The organism is Desulfovibrio sp., from assembly GCF_041907885.1.
Taxonomy (GTDB): Bacteria; Desulfobacterota; Desulfovibrionia; order Desulfovibrionales; family Desulfovibrionaceae; genus Desulfovibrio.
Map to the genome: position 1 here is coordinate 52959 of NZ_JAYRGM010000012.1, position 19506 is coordinate 72464.

Consider the following 19506-nt stretch of genomic DNA (forward strand, 5'->3'; position numbering starts at 1 on the left):
TGCCGCTTGCATTGTCACGGGCTGCAAACAGACCGCCAAGCCTGTCTTATGGTGCGGCGCACCTGAACACCGGGGCCACAAAACCACATGCTGCAACTGAAAAAATCGCTGTTTCTGAAACTTCTGTGGGAGCAGGCAGGCGACGAGGGCAACAGAATTGTTGCCGCGTGCCTTGGTTCTGGCATCATGCAGGGGCTGGCCGTTTTTTCTGTTTTGCAGGGGCTTGAGCAGCTTTCTTCTGACGATGGTTTGCAGTTCCACACTTTTCTGGCCTTTCTGGTGTGCCTTACCGCTTTTTATTTTCTGTTTCGCCACATCACGGGGCGCTCGGCGCAGATTGCCCTGCGCGGCATCATGGAATGGCGCATGCGTATTGCCGCAAAGCTGCGCGGTGTTTCGCTACTGGAATACGAAAAGCTGGACAAAAACCGTATCCAGTCGGCCCTGCTGGACGGGCGTGAAATGGTGGTCGAAGCGGCCCGCATGCTGGTTGCTGCCTCGGCCAACACGGTGATGGTGCTGGTTTCTTTTGTAAAAATGGCCACCGTGTCCATACCTGGAACGTTGGGCGTTTTTGTGCTGCTGGGTGCTGGTTTCTGGATATTCTTGCAACTCATCAACAGCGTCCATGCCCACATGGGGCCCGCCATGCGGGCCGATCAGCGTTTTTGCGCGGGCCTGCGCGACCTGTACGCCGGCCTGTTGCAGCTCAAGATGCACAAGCCCAGAACAACAGCCCTTTTTGGCGAACAGATCATTCCCGATCTTTCCGTTGCCTCTGAGGCAAGAGACGCTACAGAGCGCAGACACGCCCTGGGCATCTCGTTTTTCGCCATGTTCAACCTGCTGATCCTGGGCCTGATTCTTTTTATCATGCCCAAGGTGCTGGGGCTAGAAACATCCGAAACTTCTTCGCTGCTCGTGCTGTGCATGTTCAGCCTGAGCCCCCTTATCAGCCTGGTCACCTCCGTGCCCATGATGGCCAAGGTCGAAATGAGCCTTCAGGAGCTGGCGGGGGTTGAAGCCCAGATTGACGCCGTTACCGAGCCCTTTGAAGAAACGGGCATCGTTGCCCGCTGGCAGCAGGCAGACCCGGCTACCCCTGATTTTTCATCCATTGCCATGCGCAATGTGCATTTTGACTACCACGACCGCGCCGGTCTGCGCCTTTTTGGCATTGGCGTGGAGAGGTTTGAGCTGCACCAGGGCGAACTGGTATTTATTCGCGGCGGCAACGGATCGGGCAAATCTACCTTCATGAAGGTACTGGCGGGGCTCTACGCGCCGCAGGCCGGAGAAATGTATTTGAACGACTCTCTGCTCTGCGATGTGAACATAGAGTCGTACCGCAATCTTTTCACCATTGTACCCACAGATTACCACCTGTTTTCGCGGCCTCTGGGGCTCAACATAACACCCCAGCAGCTTACCGATGTGTTGCGCACCCTGCACATGGAAACCAAGGTTACCCTGCTCGAAGACGGCACGTTCTCTACGCTCGACCTCTCTGCCGGACAGCGCAAACGCCTGGCCCTTGCCTGTGCCCTGCTTGAAAGGCGCCACATCTACCTGTTTGACGAAGTTGCCGCAGATTTCGACCCCATCTTCCGCCGGTATTTTTACGAAGAGCTGCTGCCCGACATCATCAGACAGGGCGGCACAATTCTGGCAATCTCGCACGACGACCGCTACTTCCATGTGGCCGACCGGGTGCTGACCATGCGCGAAGGCGGCTTTGTGGAAGAACCCGCAGACCAGGGAGCCCAGGCATGATACGCCAAGTAATGGGCCTTGCGCTCTGCCTCGCGCTGCTGGGCATGTGCCCTGCCCATGTGGCATGGGGCAAGGATCTGACCGGCAACAGCAATATTCAACTGGTGCGCGATCTCTACAACAACGTGCGCGATACGCTGCCCTCTGAAGTAAACGCTGTGGAAAACACGCAGGCCATTCAGCACCGGCTGAAATGCTATGAAGAAATCCACGATTACGGCCAGCGCATACAGATATGCAACAACAAATACGTAAAAAGCATTGTTCACAATGCCCGCAAGGCTGTACACTCTCGGCCTAATCTTGGCGAATTTGTGCTTAATGTTGATCTTTGTCCTATTCTTTACAATATCTGTATGGGCCAGACAGAAGATGACAAGGAACGCTGCATTCTTTTTGAAAGGCAATGCATAGATTATACGCTTGATATGTTCTGGCGCGGCTCTGCGCAATATACACAGCAAACCTACCGGTTGGACCAATGAAAAGTCTCTGGGCTGCAATACGGGACAAAGTGCGCCGCAATCGCATACAGCTCATCTGCGGTGGTCTTGTAACAACGCTGATAATCCTGTTTCTCTGGCCAAGCATTGTCATTTCCATCAAGCCCGGTGAACTGGGCGTGCTCTACGCGCGTTTTCGCGGCGGCACACAGTTGCAGCACACCTACGAGGAAGGCATACATCTTATCCAGCCCTGGAACATCATGTACATTTACGATGTGCGCGTGCAGGAAGAAACGCAGAACATCGACGTGCTGACCGTAGACGGCCTGACCATCAACGTGCAGATATCCCTGCGCTTTCAGATCATTCGCGACCGGCTGCCCGCCCTGCACCAGGAGATTGGCCCCCGCTATCGTGACAAGGTTGTACTGCCCATCATGAACTCCGCCGTGCGGCAAACCATCGGCAGCTACCGGCCAGACGACCTCTATTCCACTGCGCGTCAGGAGCTTCAGGATCAGATGCTTGTGGACGCGGTGGAAGAAATGGGACGCATCCCCATTCTTATTCAGGGTTTTGTGGTCAAAACCATCACCCTGCCCGAAGTGTTGCGCGATTCCATCGAACGCAAGCTTGTGGCAGAACAGAGCTATCTGCGTTACAAATACATTTTGCTGGAAGAACAGCAGGAAGCGCGGCGCAAAATCATCGAAGCCGAGGGCATCAAGGCTTACCAGATGCTGGTCAATGAGCACATGACCCAGAACTTCCTGCGCTATCAGGGCATTCAGGCCACCAAGGATCTGGCCTCTTCGCCCAATGCCAAGGTGGTTGTGATCGGCGGCAAGGACGGCCTGCCTGTTATCCTTAATGCAGATTCCCCGGCTGGCGCTGCCCCGGCAGATGCAGCAACAGACAAATCGGCGGATAATAAATCAACCGACAAATCAGCTGCTCAGGGTACGCCCACCAAACCCGGTCAGCAGACGCCCAAACAGGATACTGGCAAGCAGGAATTGGTAAAACCCGAACCGGGCAAGGGCATTCCGCCCCGCCCCGGCGCAACGCGGTCCGATGCCGAGCGCCCCGAAGAACCCTGGTCTGGCGCAGTGCGGCAAGACCCCTCCGTGCAGCAGCCCGCTCCCCAAGGCGTTGGCTGGATGGCCCCAGGCGAAAGCGTGACAGACTACATCAAAAGGCTCGACAAATCATTGCTGCAACCCCACCGTGGCGGCGCTGTCAGGCAGTAAGGGAGGCCCACCGTGCAGATGATAGCTATCATACTTGTTCTGAGCCTGTTTGTCGGGCTGCTGGGCATGAATTCGCGTATAGGCTTTTGGGGCAACTTTTTTGCCAGCCTTCTGCTCACCCCCCTTGTGGGTCTGCTGCTCGTGATCGCATCGGGCAGCAAAAAAAGCTCGCACAACTAGCCCGCAAAGGGCCATCGCACCAATGAACACATTCTCTCACGCGGCGCTGTAGCATGTATCTTTGCGCGGCTGTAGCCCCGATTTTTTGTACGCACCCGCAGCAAGGTATGCGCCTTATGCGCCATCTGCTCGTACCGGCAGCGGCTATTCTTGCCGTGACAGTGCTGTACCTTGCCTGCTGTGTTCCTGCCTTTGCCAATCCCCCGGTCAAACGCATTGGATATCTAGAGGCTGGCTCTTTCTGGCTTTTTGACAACACCTGGAGCGCCTTTCGCGATGGCATGGGCAAGTACGAAGACATGCGCTGCGAATACCCCGCAGATGCCCGCCTGAGCCCTGGCTGGCAGCCAGAGCAGATGCGCCGCCTGCCAGAACTGGCAAAACAGCTTTTGCAACGCAAGGGTCTTGACCTTGTGGTGGGCATGGGCACGGCAGCCGTCAAGGCCCTGCTTGCGGTCAACGATGGCCGCACCCCCATTCTGGGCATGGGCATGGCCGACCCCATTGCCGCCGGTGTGGTAAAAAGTGCCGAAGATTCCGGGGTAGACAACTTTACCTGCCGCGTGGCCGTAGACCGCTGGTCTTCCATGTACCGCGTGTTTTATGACGTGGTGCGCTTTCACAAAATGGGCATCATGTTTCAGAACAGCCAGGAAGGCCGGGTGTACGCGGCACTGGACGACGCACAGGCCATTGCCTCTGAACTGGGTTTTGAACTGGTACTCTACGATGGCCTCTCTTCTGCCGAAAGCACCGACGAATGCCGCAAGGGATTGGACGAACTGCACAAAAAAGGAATGGACGCCTTTTTTATCGGGCCTTTGAACTGTTTTGACCTTGGCGGCACGGGCATGGCCCCGCTGCTGCAAAAGCTCAACCAGTGGAAGGTTCCCACCTTTGCGCGCGATGGTTCCGAATACGTCAAGGCTGGGGCGCTCATGGGCTTTTCGACCTGGAATTTCGGCCCCAGCGGCATAGCCCTGGCCAGTCAGGCCCACGCCATACTCACGGGCACAAAGGCCCGCGCCCTGCCCATGCTCGACCAGTCAGAACCTTCCATTGCCCTCAACCTTGCCACTGCCAAGGCTATTGGCTTTGATTTTCCCTTTGACGTTCTGGTAACGGCAGACGAACTGCACGAAACCATCAGCCAGCCGCACCCCGGCACGCCTTAAGGATCGCCCGTGCTCATCCGCGCCACGCGCAAACTGCGCATCAATGCCTTGCTTCTTGGGCTGGGGGTTTTGCTGGTCACCCTTGGATTCAACGTGCTGCTCTCTGTTTCCACATTGAATTCGCTGGCAACAGACATGGTGCTTTCCGGCTATCGCAGCGGTGCAGAACGCCTTGGCCGCGATATCGAACGGGGCATGCGCTTTGGCAAACCCCTGGCCTCGTTTGCTGGCATGGAAGAAATGCTTGCAGAACTGGGGCAGAGCGCCGCTGGCATGCGGCGGGTAATGATTGCCGATGGCAAGGGGCGTGTACTCTATGCGCAGCCCGCGCTGGAAGCGGCCATTCAGGCCGCCAGGGATGCCGATGGCCCGCAGGCTTCGCAAAAAACCGCCGATGGCTACCGCCTGACCATTCCCTTGAACCACAACAGTACCGTGGGCTGGCTGGTGGTCGACATTGACGGCAAGCGCATCGACGCGGCTACCGACGACTTTTTGCGCCTGTCATCCCTGCTGCTGGCCGCTGCCTGCCTTGTGGCCGGGCTGATTCTGGCGGGCCGCCTGGGCCTGCTCACCGGCCAGCGCGCCGTGGGCATGAGCCTTTCGGGCATGACAAAAATGCTGCTTGTCATCATTGGCACGGCACAGGTGCTCTACGCCTGCGGCACGCTGGCGCTCTTTGACACCTACGTCAAACAGGCCATCCGCACCAAGGCCGACATTCTGGCCGAATCCACTGGCCGCGATTTTGAATATCTTATCCACAAGGGCATTGATATTGCCAGCCTGCGCGGCAAGGATCAGGCGCTGGAACAACTGCTGGCTGCCAACAACGAGCTGGCCGGGGCAAGCCTGAGAACCGCTGATGGGACAACCATAGCATCTGCCGGGCATGTTCCCGATGCTGCACTGACCATCGAAAAATCCCTCAATACATACTGGCCCAGCCGCTTTCGCCAAAAACAGGAAGTGTTGCGCCTGCAACTGGCCTTGCAACCCCACGCCATCACCACGCGCATTTCTGCCCTGGCGCTCGACCTTGGGGCCTCGCTGCTCATCAGCTTTTTGCTGCTGCTTGAGCTTTCCAAACTGCTGGGACTCATCGCACAGCGCACCCTGCCCCACGATATGGCCGTGGCGGCTCTTGAGGGTACACACCGCTCGCGCGCTGTTCAGGCCCTGCGGGCCGCCGGTTTTGTTTTTTTTCTGGGGTACGATATGGGCATATCGTTTATCCCGCTGCTGGCCCGCCAGCTGTACGAACCGCTTTTTGGCCTGAACCGAGATGTGGTCATTGGCCTGCCCATCTCGGCAGAAATGGTCAGCGCCGGGGTGGCCCTGCTGTTTTCTGGCGGATTTTCGCTGCGCTTTGGCTGGCAAAAGGTTTTTGCCGCTGGATCCCTGGCCGCAGCGCTGGGTCTGGCAATGGGCAGCATGGCCAACAGCCTGCACCTGCTGATTCTGGGCCGCGTGGCCGCTGGCTTTGGTTTTGGGATGGTGCTCATGGCCGGACAGATCGGCACATTGGGCAAGGCCAATGCCGGGGCTGGCCTCACCAGCGTTTTTGCGGGCATTTTTGCGGGCAGCATTTGCGGTTCTGCCGCAGGGGCCATGCTGGCCGACCACATTTCGTTCCAGGCCGTGCTGGGCGCTGCGGCATGCACCATACTGCTGGCGCTGTTCACCGCCATGCTGGGCAAGGAATCTGAAGAAGAAACCGCAAAAGACGCCACTGCGCAACACACCGGCACAGGGACCACTGCCCCGCAGGGGCACATGTTTGCAGGCTGCCTGCAACTGCTGCAAGACCCGCGCATGCATCTTGTGCTGCTGCTGGTGGGCATACCCGCCGCCCTGTGCCTGACGGGCTTTCTGCACTATCTGCTGCCGCTCAGGCTGGCAAACGCGCACGTGGACCAGTCGGACATTGGCCGTATCTTTATGCTCTACGGTCTGTGCTTCATTACGGCAGGGCCGCTGCTCGGCAGATGGATAGACCACAGAAAGGACAAATCCCTGTTCCTGACGCTCACGGGCCTGCTCTCAGGCGTCACCCTGCTGATTGCCGCAAAGGGCACGGGCATGGCGGGGGCCGCCGCAGCGGTCATAACCCTTGGGCTGGCCCAGTGCCTGGCGGCTCCGGCTTCCATGATATGTGTGCTCACGCTGGCATCGGCACAAAGGCTGGGCAGGGAAAAAACCGCCTCTGTCTACAGAGGGCTTGAACGCATGGGCCAGGTGGCCGGGCCTGTGGTGTTTGGCTTTGCCATCAGCATCATGACTTCTGCCACTGCCCTGCTGATCATGGGCAGTGTTATCTGCGTGCTGGCGCTGCTGTTCCACCTGTTGTGGCGGGTTAAAAAAAACCAAAGTTGAGACCGCACGGCGCGCCCAAAAATGCGCCAGTGGCCCATGGAAAGCAGCGCTGGTGATATCTGAAACCGGCGCATCTGCGCCGACGGGCTAGCCACCAAAAAACTAGCTGCCCGTTCCGCAGGGGCCCAATGACTCCACAAGGGTGCGCAGTTCCGGCATGGCCGGATCAGCCAGCCCGCCGGGTAAAAACCACGAAAGAATCTCGTAATAGTCTTCGGCCCGCACCAGCGGCCCCACCTTTTGCGTAAAGCTGCAAAATTCCGCTTCGGTAGGATAGCTGAAATACTGCCGCCCTTCACTCTTCTGCACGTATGTTGTCAGCTCGCGCCCTGCTTCCAGCTCGGGCATGTGGCGCAGCAGGGTATCTATGCCCGCAAAATATGTGTGCATAAAGTTCCACAGCAGCGAACGCCCGTAGTCGATGGGCCACCAGCCGATCTCCACAATGGGGCCGGTATCGAGCCCGGCATCAAGATGAAACAGCGTGCAGCCAGAGCGGTCATGCCCGTGCTCCATGGCGCGGAAGGGGCTGCACAGGCCTTGCAGGTCGGGCAGCGCACCGGGGTGCATGCCGTAGGTTCCAAACCGGGGCATGTCAATGACATCCATTGGAATAACGTAGTCATACCGGCACGATATAACAACATCTGGCGCAAGGGCGCTCATGCGCTGCCGCGATTCGGCAGACCGCATGGGCCCCCACAATTCCATGGGAATGTTGTGCCGCTTTTGCAGGCCTAGGTATGTCTGGCACAGGGCATCATTACCCTGCGGAAAACGGGCCTCCAGCCAGGGCAGTATGTGCTCAAGCACCATGCCGCGCTCGTGCGCCACAAGGCTTGCCGCATAGGCATTGCTGCACTCGGCATCAAGCACATAATCCGAAAGAACCACAAAAACTTCGTGCCGGGCAAGCAGCCCACCAAGCAGCCTGTTAAGGGCAACACATCCGGCAAGATCCTTCTTGGCGCACACAACAATTTTCACGGCATATCCTTTATGCGAACATTGCCGTGCATGCTACGCCGCAACCTTCCGTATGAAAAGAAGAAATCGTTAACCTTATATGCGCTGGCCCGGCTATTCCACCACAAAATTGAAATACGTATCGGGATAGGGTTCGTTTTTAAGGGTGTAGTGCCACCACTCTTCTTCATAGCGCCTGAAGCCGCCCTTTTCCATAAGATCAAGCAATATCTTGCGGTTGGCTGCCTGCTGGAGGGTCATGCCCTGGGCTCCGTGGTGCGATGCCTCACCAAAAAAATCAAAGGGGGTACCCATATCCATATCCTTGCCGCTCTGCCTGTCCACAAGGGTCAAATCTACCGTGCTGCCCCGTGAATGTCCCGACCGGGTGGCAACGTAACCGAGGTCAAACACGCGGGCCTTTTCGACCTGAGGATAAAAAACCGACTTCATGCGGGTATCGGCGGCGTCCATGCCCCAGCGAACAAAGTGGTCCACCGCAGCCTGGGGGCGGTAGGCATCATAAATTTTAAGGGTGTACCCTTTTTCTTCGGCAGAGGCCGCCACAGCACACAGGGCTTTGGCCGCAGGCTCGCTCAAAATGGCCTGCGGGGCCACATAGCCGTCTATACGCTTGCCCACAAAATTGTATGACGAAAAATAGCGTATTTCCAGAATCACGTTTGCACACATGTCTGTCACATGCACAAAGCCATCGCGCATGACCGCCTGGGCGCACATGGGTGGCAGCAGCGCCAGAGCCAAAAGAAAGCCCGCCAACAATCCATGAAACTTGCACTTACGGCACGCACACATGAGCAACCTCTCTTGTTTTTCAGCACGGTACAGGCAACGACATCACTATTTTTTATTGCATCCTATAATTGCCAGCGCGTCAATGCACGGCATTTTGACCTTTTGCCAGCAAGCAGGCATAATTGGCAGATGTATACAAATAAACCATGGAGCGCAGCATGAAACTGCTGGAAAAAGCCCGCGCGGCCGGTTGAGCCGCCAAGCTGGCTCCAGGGGCCCTGGAGCGACTTTTGCGCGGTTTGCCGTCTGATACGCGCCCTGACCTTGAGGCCAGGGTTCTCGCCGGTCGCGCCCGGAACGAGGACGCCGTTGTGCTCACCGTTCCCCCTGGCTGCGCCCTGGTGCAGACCGTGGATATTCTTGCGCCCATCGTCAACGATGCCTTTGCCTTTGGCCGCATTGCGGCTGCCAATGCGCTTTCCGACGTGTACGCCATGGGCGGCCAGCCGTGGAGCGCCATGAACGTGGCCTTTTTTCCGCAGGCACTGGCAGAGGACGACCCGCAGGGCATACTGGAAAATATTCTGCGCGGCGGCCTTGATGCCATGAACGAAGCCGGGGCGGTGCTGGCGGGCGGGCATACGGTGCAGGACGATGAACTCAAGTACGGGCTGGCGGTGACGGGCATCATCGACCCATCCCACATGGCCCGCAACGACGGCCTGAAACCCGGCCACAAGCTGCTGCTCACCAAGCCCCTGGGTACGGGTGTGCTTTCTACTGCGGTCAAGGCCCGCTGGGATAATGCCGAGGAAAGCGAGGCCGAGGTGACGCGCTGGTGCTCGCGCCTCAACAGTGTGGCGGGGGCCGTGGTGCGCGACCTCAAAATTGCCGCAGCAACAGACATTACCGGCTTTGGCCTTGGCGGCCACGCGCTTGAAATGGCCCTTGCCTCAAACGTTACCGTGGCTCTGCACGCCGAGGCCCTGCCCCTCATGCCGCACGCACTGGAATACGCGCGCGACGGACTTATCCCCGCAGGCAGCCACCTGAACAGAAAATACTGGGCCTGCTCCACCCGTGTGGCAGAAGGTGTGGACGAAGCACTCACCAGCCTGGCATTTGACGCGCAGACATCGGGCGGGCTGCTGCTGGCTGTGCCACCGCAACAGGTGGCCGAGGCCTGCAAACTGCTGCTGGCGGGGGGCGACATGGCCTGCGAGGTGGGCGAGGTTTTGGAGACAGAGGCCGACGGCACGGCCCTTATACTGCGCTGACGGGCTCTGGATAACGCAGCCCCCAGCCGCCAGCTGCACGCCAAGGCACGGGGCAGGCTGCACCAATACAAAAAAATACGCACAGCCCCCACCTCTGTGGAGGCCCCATGTAATTTTTTTAACATTATGGCTTGCCCAATCGCCATTACGACTTATCTAAACCAAAGATTTTGGGCAAAAGCCTGTCCGCCCGGTGCGGCAGCCAAACACGCGCCCCCATCGGGAGCGCCCCTCGTGGCTTGCAGCCCACCGGCAAGTGTGCTATGGAAACACGCTTTGCGAGAGTGGCGGAATTGGTAGACGCACTGGACTTAGAATCCAGCACCATTGGTATGGGGGTTCAAGTCCCCCCTCTCGCACCAACTACCTCACCAGAAAAGGAGTCCCTCGTGGAATATAGCGCAGAAGACATTTCGCCGGTCAGAAAAAAGGTCGTCATCACCACCGAAGCCCAGGAAGTGGAAGCAGCCATCATGGGCGCAGTGGCGCTGTACAAAACTTCGGTGCAGCTGGACGGTTTCCGCAAGGGCAAGGTTCCGGCGTCGGTCATCGAACAGCGCTTCCGCGACAAGATTTATGAAGAAGCCCGCCAGGACCTGATCAACGTACACATCAACGACGTGATGCAGAAACTTGATGTTTCGCCCCTCGCCGGTGTTGACGTTGACGCCAAGGGCACGTTTGAACGCGGCCAGGGCTATGTGTACAGCATTGAATTTGAGATGCTGCCCAAGTTCCCCCTGCCTGCCTACGAAGGCATGGAAGTGGAACAGGAAAAAGTGGTTGTGGACGAAAAGGAAGTGCAGGAAGTTATCGACCGCATTCGCCGCGACCGCGCCCAGGTTGTGCCCGTTGAAGGCGCTGGCCCCGCAGTGGACGGCCAGGTTGCCACCATCGACTTTGCCGCTTTTGAAAATGGCGAGCCCCTCGAAGGCGTAAAGGCCGAAAGCTTTGACCTGGCCCTTGGCGAACGCCAGGCCCTTGAAGATTTTGAAGCTCTGGTCAAGACCATCCGCTACGGCGAAGAAGGCGAAGGCCAGATCACCTTCCCCGAAGATTTTCTTGCCAAGGACCTGGCTGGCAAAACCGTCACCATGAAGGTGCGCGTGCATGCCATCAAGGAACGTCAGCTGCCCGAACTCAACGACGAGCTCGCCAAGACCGTGGGCCTTGAAAGCGTTGAAAAGCTGCGCGAAGCCATCACCGGCAGCTACACCCAGAGCCGCGCCAACCTCAACAAGAGCGCCGCGCAGAAGACCCTGCTCGACCGCCTGTTGAAGATGGTTGATTTTGAACTGCCCCCCAGCCTTGTTGAAACCCAGGAACGCACCCTGCTGGGCGATATGGCTGCCCGCATCGAGCGCCAGGGCCGCAGCCTTGATTCTCTTGGCAAGAGCATGGACGAACTGCGCGCCGAAGTTAAGCCCCAGTCTGAAGAGCTGGCCCGCTCGCAGGTTCTGCTGCTCAGCATCGCCAAAAAAGAAGGTCTTGACGTTACCGACAATGAGGTCAACACTCAGATCTACCAGATGAGCATGCGCACGGGCGAAGACTTCAAGACCCTGCGTGAAAGCTACGAGCGTTCGGGCATGATCTTTGTTCTGCGCGACCGCATGCTGGCCGACAAGGCCATGGATCTGATCTACGCCAAGTCCAAGGTAACCGAAGTGGAACCCAAGGCCCCGGCAGCGGGAGCCGAGGGTGACGCCGAGCCGGGCGCACCCGCCAGCGCTCAGGACTAACTGAAGTATAAGGGAGGCGGCCTTAAGGCCGCCTTTTGGTTTTATTTTGCGGCCCCGCCGCAGCAACCGGCCACAAGCCGCGTCAAGAGGCTTATATGTCGCTTGTTCCCATGGTTATTGAAACCACTGGCCGCTCCGAGCGGGCCTATGATATTTATTCGCGCCTGCTCAAAGACCGCATTGTGCTGCTTGGCTCAGAGGTCAACGACACGGTCGCTTCACTCATTTGCGCCCAGCTGCTCTTTCTTGAGTCGCAAGACCCGGAAAAAGAAATCTACCTCTACATAAACTCTCCCGGCGGCTCTGTTACCGCCGGGCTTGCCATTTACGACACCATGCGCTTTATCACCTCGCCGGTGGCAACTGTGTGCATGGGCCGTGCCGCAAGCATGGGGGCCTTTTTGCTGGCCGCTGGCAAACCTGGCATGCGTTTTGCTTTGCCCAATAGCCAGATCATGATTCACCAGCCTTCGGGCGGTTTTCAGGGTCAGGCCACCGATATTGAAATCCACGCGCGCGAGGTGCTGCGCCTCAAGGAACGCCTCAACCGCATGCTGGCCGACAATACGGGCCGTCCCTACAAGGATATTGTCAAGGCGACCGAACGCGATAACTTTTTGACTCCTGAAGAAGCCAAGGAACTCGGCATTATTGACCGCGTGCTTGTATCGCGGAGCGAGATGGCTCAGGAAAAGAGCGAATAATATGGCCAAGAACGATAAACCCACGGTGAGCGAACCCCTGCGCTGCTCTTTTTGCGGGCGCAGCGAGCTTGAAGTTCGCAATCTCATCGTGCAGGACGGCGCCAGCATCTGCGACAAGTGCGTCAAAGCCTGCAACGAAATTATCGCCCGCGACCAGATGGAAAGCCCGCAGAGCGAAGAGCGCCTTCTTTCGCCCCAGGAAATCAAGGACCGCCTTGACCAGTATGTTATCGGGCAGAACGAAGCCAAAAAAATTCTTTCTGTGGCGGTACACAACCACTACAAGCGCGTATTTTACGCCAGCGCCCTGGGCGACGATGTGGAGCTTGAAAAAAGCAACATCCTGCTTGTGGGCCCCTCTGGCAGCGGCAAAACCCTGCTTGCCAAAACCTTGGCCCGCGTGCTGCGCGTGCCCTTTGCCATTGCAGACGCCACCACGCTGACCGAGGCTGGCTATGTGGGCGAGGATGTGGAAAACATCCTTGTGCAGCTGCTGCAAAATGCAGACTACGACCTGGAATCTGCCAGCAAGGGCATCATTTACATTGACGAAATCGACAAGATTTCGCGCAAGGGCGATGGCCCCTCCATCACGCGCGACGTTTCGGGCGAAGGCGTGCAGCAGGCCCTGCTCAAGATCATTGAAGGCACAGAGGCCAATATTCCTCCCAAGGGCGGGCGCAAGCATCCCCAGCAGGAATTTATCCGCATGAACACGAGCAATATCCTGTTCATCGTGGGCGGTGCCTTTGTGGGCCTCGACAAGATCGTGGGCGGCCGCATGAGCGGCGGAGCCATGGGCTTTGGCGCCAAGGTGCGCGCCAGCAAGGATCTGCCCCTGGGCGAGCTGCTCGACCGCGTACACCCGCAGGATCTGGTGAAATTCGGCCTTATCCCCGAATTTGTGGGCCGTATTCCCATCATCACCCATGTGGACGAACTTGACGAACCCGATCTGGTGCGCATTCTTACCGAACCCAAGAACGCTCTGGTGCGTCAGTACCAAAAGCTTTTTGGGCTTGAGAATGTTGACCTGCGCTTTACGCCCAACGCCCTCAAGGCCATTGCCGCCAAGGCCATTGAGCGCAAAACCGGCGCGCGCGGTCTGCGCAACGTGATGGAACGCATCATGCTCGACATCATGTTCAAGCTGCCCTCCATGCCCAATGTGCGCGAATGCCTGATCAATCAGGCTGTTATCGACAAGGGCAAGGAACCCGTGCTGCTGTTTGGCGACAAGGCCGACAGCGCAGACGCCGCCAAGGCCGGGGGCGACAAGGCCTCCTAGGCCCTAGCTGCAGGCAGGCTGATGCTGCCCCAGGGGTGGCAAGGCTGCCCGACTTTGTGCGGGTTTTCCTGAAACCCGCGCTGCGAAGTGATTGCAAGGCGAACCTGTTGCAAGGGTTGCAAGCACAAGGCTGCAAGGCAACAGCACAATGCTTCGCCGTAATGCAGGCATTTCAAAGTAAAAATGCTCCACGTTCCGCCGGGCGGCGTTGACCGCCGTCCGGCTTTTTTTCAGGGGAAAATTATGACAGACGACATGCGCGGCTCAGACACTTACCTCGAACTGCCCATCATGCCTTTGCGCGAGGTGGTCATGTTCCCCCGCTCAATCATGCCGCTCTTTGTGGGCCGGGAAGCTTCCATCAAGGCCATCGAAGCCGCTCAGGCCACCTACAGCAAGCAGATTTTTCTGGTGGCCCAGCGAGAGCCGGAACTGGAAAAGCCCGATGCCCAGGACCTTTCTCCCGTGGGCGTTGTCAGCAAGGTGCTTCAGATGCTGCGCCTGCCTGATGGAACCATAAAGGTTCTGTTTGAAGGCGTGTACCGCGCCACCTGGGAAGACCTGCACGAAGACGAGCAGTGCGCCATGGTGAGCGTGCGCCGCCGCGCCGAAAAGCAGAGCCGCCCCGAAGAACGCGAGGCTCTTGTACGCGCCGTACACGAAGCGCTTGAAGAATACGGCAAGAACAACAAAAAGATTTCGCAAGAGGCCGTGCTCTCCATTCTTGCCTTGCAGGAAATTGGCCCCCTGGCCGACGCCATCATTCCGCACCTCAAGGTTGATTACCGCAAAAAGCAGGAAGCCCTTGAGATCGACGATGCCACCCTGCGCCTCGAACTCGCCTACGAGCTTTTGCAGGGCGAGGTGGCCCTTGCCACGGTTGAAAAACGCATCAAGAACCGCGTCAAGGTGCAGATGGAGCGCAACCAGCGCGAATACTACCTCAACGAGCAGATCAAGGCCATCAACAAGGAAATGGGGCGCGACGACGACCCCCAGGCCGAAGTTGACGAAATAGAGCAGAAGCTCAAGGCCCGCGACATGCCCGAAGAAGCGCGCGAAAAGGCCCTTTCCGAAGCCCGCAAGCTGCGCAGCATGCCGCCCTCTGCGGCAGAATACACGGTTGTGCGCAACTATGTGGACTGGATTCTTGACCTGCCCTGGAACGACCTGAAGCAGATCGACATCGACCTTGAAAAGGCCCGTGCGATTCTGGACGGCGACCACTACGGCCTTGAAAAGCCCAAGGAACGCATTCTCGAATATCTGGCAGTGCAAAAGCTCTCGCAGGGGCTCAAAGGGCCTATCTTGTGCCTTGTTGGCCCCCCCGGCGTGGGCAAAACCTCGCTTGCCAAGTCTGTGGCCCGCGCCACGGGCCGTGATTTTGTGCGCCTTTCGCTTGGCGGCGTGCGCGACGAGGCCGAAATTCGCGGCCACCGCCGCACCTACGTGGGCGCCCTGCCGGGCAAGATCATCCAGTCGCTCAAGCGGGTAAAGTTCAACAATCCCCTCTTTTGCCTTGATGAAGTGGACAAGATGACCTCCGACTACCGTGGCGACCCGGCCTCGGCCCTGCTGGAGGTGCTTGACCCGGAACAGAACAATACCTTCATGGATCACTACCTTGATCTGGAGTATGATCTTTCCAAAATCTTTTTCATCACCACGGCCAATTCGCTGCACTCCATCCCCGTGCCGCTGCTTGACCGCATGGAAATAATCGAGCTCAACAGCTACCTCGAAACAGAAAAACGGCACATTGCCCGCCGTTTTCTGCTGCCCCGCCAACGGGAGGAGCACGGCCTCAAGGAAGGCAATATCCGCGTGTCGGACAATGCCATTCTTGAGATCATCCGCTCGTATACGCGCGAGGCTGGCGTGCGCAATCTTGAACGCGAAATTGCCGCCCTGTGCCGCAAAACCGCCATCAAGCTTGTGGAAGATGACGATACCGAAAAATGCGTGAGCATTTCGCGGCAGAGCCTGCCCTCCATGCTTGGCGTGAAAAAATACCGCCACGACGAGCGCGAAACCGAACCCCAGGTGGGTGTGTGCGCCGGCCTTGCCTACAACCAGCGCGGCGGCGAAATTCTGCTGGTCGAAACCAGCCTCATGGCCGGATCTGGCGCTGTGGTCACCACCGGCCAGCTGGGCGAGGTCATGACAGAATCGGCCAAGGCGGCGCTTTCATACGTGCGCTCGCGGGCCGAGGTACTGGGGCTCGACACGCGCTTTCACCGCAAGATAGATATCCACGTACACGTTCCTGCGGGCGCAACTCCCAAGGACGGCCCCTCGGCGGGCATTACCCTTGCCACATCCATCACCTCTGCCCTGCTGGGTATTCCCGTGCGCAACGATGTGGCCATGACCGGCGAAATTTCGTTGCGTGGCCGCGTGCTGCCCATCGGCGGCCTGCGCGAAAAGCTGCTGGCCGCACGCCGCAGCGGCATCAAGAAGGTGATCATGCCCCATGACAACGAAAAAGACCTCAAGGAAGTGCCGGACGAAGTGCTGCGCGATCTTGAGATCGTCTTTGTTGACCATGTGGATGAAGTGCTGCCGCAGGCGCTTGCCGCCTCTGCCGAAGAAATATTCTCCGGCCGGGCCACGGCCCAACCCATCTGCCGCACCCTGCGGCCTGAAAAGCACGAGGACGGCAACAGCCAGCCCGCGCAATAACAGCCCAAGAGCAGACAGATTACGCACTGAAAAAGGGAGCCATTGGCTCCCTTTTTCAATACTCGTCAAAACAACCCGCGCGCTGCAGGAATCTCCGGTGCGGCTTTCTGCCGTTACGGTTCCACGGCCCGGCTTTCTGCCGCAACCCTGCGCAGCAGCGACTCCATGTTGGCCACAGAGGTAAGGCGCATCTCGCCCTTTACCGAGGTTACGCGGCCAGTGACATCATAGGATTCATCGTTGCCACTGTCGTGTACCACAAAGGGCACAAGCCAGCCCTCACCGTCACGCCGGGCCTGCCCAACGTTTTTGATTTCCTTGCGCCCGGTGGAGGCATCGGCAAAAAGCGGCGCAAGCATGCCCTGCGATGCCTTGGCAGAGGGCTTTTTACCCGCAAAAGCGCCGGACGAAATACCGTTGAGCACAAAGGAGCGCGTTTCGTTGAGCAGCAGGGCACGCACGTTGCCCTCCTTGGAGGCGGCCTGCGTAAACAGCAGCGCAACCATGGGCGGCAGATCTTTTGCCGCTTCGGGGTCCTGGGCGCGGCGCACAAAAAGATTCAGCGCCTGCTCAAGAATGGCGTCCACGTCCACCTGTTTTTCAAAGGCGGCCACGTCGGATTTTTCCACAGCGCTGCCTGCCTCCATAATACACTGACGCGGATCAGCGGCAGCAATGGCAAAACCGGCCTGCAATACAATGGCAGCCCACAAAAGCGCGCTTACGCCGCAGCGTGTCATACGGGCCGAGGCCCTGCCGCCCACGGCCATTATGCCGGGCAGCCCCATAAAATTCAGCATATTTCCTCCGGCAGCTGGCCCTTGAGCACAAGGGGCAGCCCGCAGCTTACAAAAAGTACAGTGTCACACACGCGGGCCAGAGCCTGATTGGCAAGCCCCAGCGTATCCTGAAAACGTCTGCCAAGACTGGACATGGCAACCATGCCAAGGCCCGCCTCCACGCTCACAAGGGCAAGCGGCAGCGGATATGCTTCAATGCAGGCCGCCAGCGTGTTCACCCGGTCAAGAATAGCCTGTTCCGTCATGTCGGCCGCCATGAGATTGGCCACCCACAGGCTTACGCAGTCAAACAGCACAACTCCGGGCACAACTGCGCCCGCGCTGCCTCCGCCAGACGGAGCAGGATAATCACCTTGCTGTGTGCCCGCATGTATTGAAGCCGCATGGGCCAGCACCGCCGCCGGATCAAGAGGCTCCTCCCGGCACAGCCAGCCGCTGCCGCGTTCCGCCTTGTGGCGGGCTATGCGGGCGGCCATTTCTTCGTCATCTGCGCGGCCAGTGGCAAGGTACAGGCGCTGCGGGGCCTGCGCCTCGGCCCAACGCTGGGCCATGCCGCTTTTGCCGCTGCGCGTACCACCCACAAACAATACGGCTCTGCCCATTACTGCTGCCCACCGGCACGGGGTGCGGGCGCGCGCTCAGCCGCGCCCTGAGCGCCTTGGCCCGGCAGTGCCGGGGCGGGATGCGGCGGGGTCAGCGCTGGAGAGGTTTGTACATGCGTTCCGCCTGCCGCGCCGCTTTGAGCCGAACCCTGCGGCATGCCCTGCTGCGGCATGCCCTGCTGCGGCGCAGCCTGGGGCTGAAAGGGCGTGCCCGTGCCCGTTTGGGCGCTGCGCCTGGCCAGATCGCGCAAAATACCAGCCGAAGCCTGCACCGATGCCAGCGCCTGCGGGTCCGAGCGCAGACGGCGGTCAATCCACTGGGCCACAAACAGCAGGGAATCGTCGTCCAGAGCCTGCCCGCCGCCCTGGCGGATGGCCGCCACAAGGGTACGCTGCAAGGCGGCGCGTTCTTCCAGCGCACGGCGGTAGCGGGCGCTCAGGCCGTCAACACGCAGTTGCGCCGTGGAAACCTGCGAATCCCCGGCATTATTTTCGCGCAGCTGGTCAACGGCAAACACGGCCTCGGCCATTTGGGCGTTGATGTCCACAACCACTTGCGAGGCTTTTTCCTCCTCGCGCAGGCGGGCAGCTAAATTGGGCACGGAGGCCACGCCCTCAAGCGCGCCAGCCAGCAGCACCACACGGCCAGCCAGAGCCATATGCAGCTGGCGAATCTGGTCTGGCGTAAAACCTTTGGACGCGGCATCACGGTTGACAGCATCCAGAAAACGGTCGGCATACAATCCGTACAAACCGCGCAGCATGGTGGGATGAAAGGCATAGCGCAGCAGTGCGTCGCGCCCGCCCTTGCCGTCTGACGTACCCGCAAGTTTTGCGCCATAGCGCTGGTTAAGCGCCTGCACGCTCACATTCAGCGTGCCCGTCTGCGGGCCGGGCTTGAACCGCGACACAATAAAGGCCGCCAGGTCTTCCACAACCTCCAGCCGCACGTGGCTGTCTTCCGTAACTTTCTGGGGCATCTGCACCCCGGTCTGCTGGCCTGCCTGCCCTGCGGGAATGGAACTGTCCACTGGCGCGGCCACGCTGCCCTGCACTGTCTGGCCTGCCAGCGTTCCGGGCGAGGTGGGCGGGCTGACCACCGAAATGGGCGGAGGTGGCGGCGAATCGCGCAGCACATCGCCCACGCCAGCCAAAATTGTACCGCTGGTGGCATTGTTGATGACATCAGCGGCCTTGTCCTTCCACTGGTCGCGGGTGGATTTGTCACGCGTGAGCCAATAGGCTGCGCCGCTCACCAAAATCACCGCCAGCACTGCCAGCACCACGGCCTTGGCCGCACCCGCGCGGGCGGGACGGGGCTTGGGCATATTCATGATATCCGGCACGTTCAGTGGTTTTCTTTCAAGCTTCATAAAAATCTCCCAGGACGGCGATTCACCTTGCCAGCGCCGCGCGCTGATGCCAAACCGCCCCCAAAAACGGCACGCAAGGCCGTTATTTACGTTTATTGCGCGTAAATGCTAGCATT

16 protein-coding genes and 1 tRNA gene are annotated in these 19506 nt (G+C 59.0%); 12 read left to right on the top strand and 5 right to left on the bottom strand.

The window, feature by feature from the left end; genetic code table 11:
* The first annotated feature begins 87 nt into the window (after positions 1-87).
* From ACE3NW_RS07895 to ACE3NW_RS07920, 6 genes are all read left to right on the top strand, one after another.
* Positions 88-1773 carry an ATP-binding cassette domain-containing protein gene (locus tag ACE3NW_RS07895; protein ID WP_374282151.1) on the top strand — a complete coding sequence of 562 codons (1686 nt, stop codon included), beginning with the start codon at positions 88-90 and terminating at the stop codon, positions 1771-1773.
* Complete coding sequence (locus ACE3NW_RS07900; protein ID WP_374282153.1) at positions 1770-2258, top strand: hypothetical protein; 489 nt, start codon at positions 1770-1772, stop codon at positions 2256-2258. The genes ACE3NW_RS07895 and ACE3NW_RS07900 overlap by 4 nt, the downstream gene beginning before the upstream one ends.
* Positions 2255-3469: a prohibitin family protein gene (locus ACE3NW_RS07905; RefSeq protein ID WP_374282155.1), complete on the top strand. Its 1215-nt coding sequence runs from the start codon at positions 2255-2257 to the stop codon at positions 3467-3469. The genes ACE3NW_RS07900 and ACE3NW_RS07905 overlap by 4 nt, the downstream gene beginning before the upstream one ends.
* 12 nt (positions 3470-3481) lie before the next feature.
* Positions 3482-3649 (top strand): hypothetical protein, encoded by a 168-nt coding sequence (locus tag ACE3NW_RS07910; RefSeq protein WP_374282157.1) that lies wholly within the window; start codon positions 3482-3484, stop codon positions 3647-3649.
* Positions 3650-3756: 107 nt separating this feature from the next.
* On the top strand, positions 3757-4824 hold the full coding sequence (locus ACE3NW_RS07915) for an ABC transporter substrate binding protein (protein ID WP_374282160.1): 1068 nt from the start codon (positions 3757-3759) through the stop codon (positions 4822-4824).
* A gap of 9 nt (positions 4825-4833) precedes the next feature.
* The gene (locus tag ACE3NW_RS07920) at positions 4834-7200 is read left to right on the top strand and encodes an MFS transporter (RefSeq protein ID WP_374282162.1); all 2367 of its coding nucleotides are present in this window, start codon (positions 4834-4836) and stop codon (positions 7198-7200) included.
* A 102-nt stretch (positions 7201-7302) separates the two neighbouring features.
* On the opposite strand, the gene ACE3NW_RS07925 is transcribed toward ACE3NW_RS07920, so the two are convergent.
* Together ACE3NW_RS07925 and ACE3NW_RS07930 are read right to left on the bottom strand one after the other, a co-directional pair.
* On the bottom strand, positions 7303-8187 hold the full coding sequence (locus ACE3NW_RS07925; RefSeq protein ID WP_374282164.1) for a formyltransferase family protein: 885 nt from the start codon (positions 8185-8187) through the stop codon (positions 7303-7305).
* A gap of 93 nt (positions 8188-8280) precedes the next feature.
* Complete coding sequence (locus ACE3NW_RS07930) at positions 8281-8982, bottom strand: M15 family metallopeptidase (protein ID WP_374282166.1); 702 nt, start codon at positions 8980-8982, stop codon at positions 8281-8283.
* A gap of 146 nt (positions 8983-9128) precedes the next feature.
* Between ACE3NW_RS07930 and selD the strand changes: the two genes are divergently transcribed.
* The 6 genes from selD to lon all read left to right on the top strand — a co-directional run bounded on the left by selD (position 9129) and on the right by lon (position 16615).
* Positions 9129-10199, top strand: coding sequence for a selenide, water dikinase SelD (selD, locus tag ACE3NW_RS07935; RefSeq protein WP_374282168.1), 1071 nt, complete (start codon positions 9129-9131; stop codon positions 10197-10199).
* A gap of 278 nt (positions 10200-10477) precedes the next feature.
* Positions 10478-10561, top strand: a tRNA-Leu gene (locus ACE3NW_RS07940).
* Positions 10562-10588: 27 nt separating this feature from the next.
* Entirely contained in the window at positions 10589-11941 is a 1353-nt protein-coding gene (gene tig / locus ACE3NW_RS07945) for a trigger factor (protein WP_374282170.1), read from the top strand.
* 95 nt (positions 11942-12036) lie between these two features.
* A complete protein-coding gene (gene clpP / locus ACE3NW_RS07950; protein ID WP_374282172.1) occupies positions 12037-12645 on the top strand; it encodes an ATP-dependent Clp endopeptidase proteolytic subunit ClpP in 609 nt (202 codons plus the stop codon).
* A gap of 1 nt (position 12646) precedes the next feature.
* A complete protein-coding gene (clpX, locus tag ACE3NW_RS07955) occupies positions 12647-13933 on the top strand; it encodes an ATP-dependent Clp protease ATP-binding subunit ClpX (protein WP_374282174.1) in 1287 nt (428 codons plus the stop codon).
* Positions 13934-14176: 243 nt separating this feature from the next.
* Positions 14177-16615 carry an endopeptidase La gene (gene lon / locus ACE3NW_RS07960; protein ID WP_374282176.1) on the top strand — a complete coding sequence of 813 codons (2439 nt, stop codon included), beginning with the start codon at positions 14177-14179 and terminating at the stop codon, positions 16613-16615.
* Between the two features lie 113 nt (positions 16616-16728).
* Here lon and ACE3NW_RS07965 read toward each other — a convergent pair whose 3' ends face one another.
* Genes ACE3NW_RS07965 through ACE3NW_RS07975 form a run of 3 tightly spaced genes read right to left on the bottom strand, consistent with a single transcriptional unit; the run spans position 16729 to position 19390 of the window.
* Complete coding sequence (locus ACE3NW_RS07965) at positions 16729-17415, bottom strand: hypothetical protein (protein ID WP_374282178.1); 687 nt, start codon at positions 17413-17415, stop codon at positions 16729-16731.
* Positions 17409-18017: a bifunctional adenosylcobinamide kinase/adenosylcobinamide-phosphate guanylyltransferase gene (locus ACE3NW_RS07970; protein ID WP_374282180.1), complete on the bottom strand. Its 609-nt coding sequence runs from the start codon at positions 18015-18017 to the stop codon at positions 17409-17411. The genes ACE3NW_RS07965 and ACE3NW_RS07970 overlap by 7 nt, the downstream gene beginning before the upstream one ends.
* Positions 18017-19390, bottom strand: coding sequence for a hypothetical protein (locus ACE3NW_RS07975; protein WP_374282182.1), 1374 nt, complete (start codon positions 19388-19390; stop codon positions 18017-18019). The genes ACE3NW_RS07970 and ACE3NW_RS07975 overlap by 1 nt, the downstream gene beginning before the upstream one ends.
* Positions 19391-19506 lie beyond the last annotated feature (116 nt).

Excerpts from the sequence above, each read along its gene's own strand:
- ACE3NW_RS07975 (WP_374282182.1), bottom strand. The coding sequence starts at position 19,390 with ATGAAGCTTGAAAGAAAACCACTGAACGTGCCGGATATCATGAATATG.
- clpX (WP_374282174.1), top strand. The coding sequence starts at position 12,647 with ATGGCCAAGAACGATAAACCCACGGTGAGCGAACCCCTGCGCTGCTCT.
- ACE3NW_RS07915 (WP_374282160.1), top strand. The coding sequence starts at position 3,757 with ATGCGCCTTATGCGCCATCTGCTCGTACCGGCAGCGGCTATTCTTGCC.
- ACE3NW_RS07970 (WP_374282180.1), bottom strand. The coding sequence starts at position 18,017 with ATGGGCAGAGCCGTATTGTTTGTGGGTGGTACGCGCAGCGGCAAAAGC.
- clpP (WP_374282172.1), top strand. The coding sequence starts at position 12,037 with ATGTCGCTTGTTCCCATGGTTATTGAAACCACTGGCCGCTCCGAGCGG.
- ACE3NW_RS07895 (WP_374282151.1), top strand. The coding sequence starts at position 88 with ATGCTGCAACTGAAAAAATCGCTGTTTCTGAAACTTCTGTGGGAGCAG.
- ACE3NW_RS07965 (WP_374282178.1), bottom strand. The coding sequence starts at position 17,415 with ATGCTGAATTTTATGGGGCTGCCCGGCATAATGGCCGTGGGCGGCAGG.
- ACE3NW_RS07930 (WP_374282166.1), bottom strand. The coding sequence starts at position 8,982 with ATGTGTGCGTGCCGTAAGTGCAAGTTTCATGGATTGTTGGCGGGCTTT.
- ACE3NW_RS07900 (WP_374282153.1), top strand. The coding sequence starts at position 1,770 with ATGATACGCCAAGTAATGGGCCTTGCGCTCTGCCTCGCGCTGCTGGGC.
- lon (WP_374282176.1), top strand. The coding sequence starts at position 14,177 with ATGACAGACGACATGCGCGGCTCAGACACTTACCTCGAACTGCCCATC.
- ACE3NW_RS07905 (WP_374282155.1), top strand. The coding sequence starts at position 2,255 with ATGAAAAGTCTCTGGGCTGCAATACGGGACAAAGTGCGCCGCAATCGC.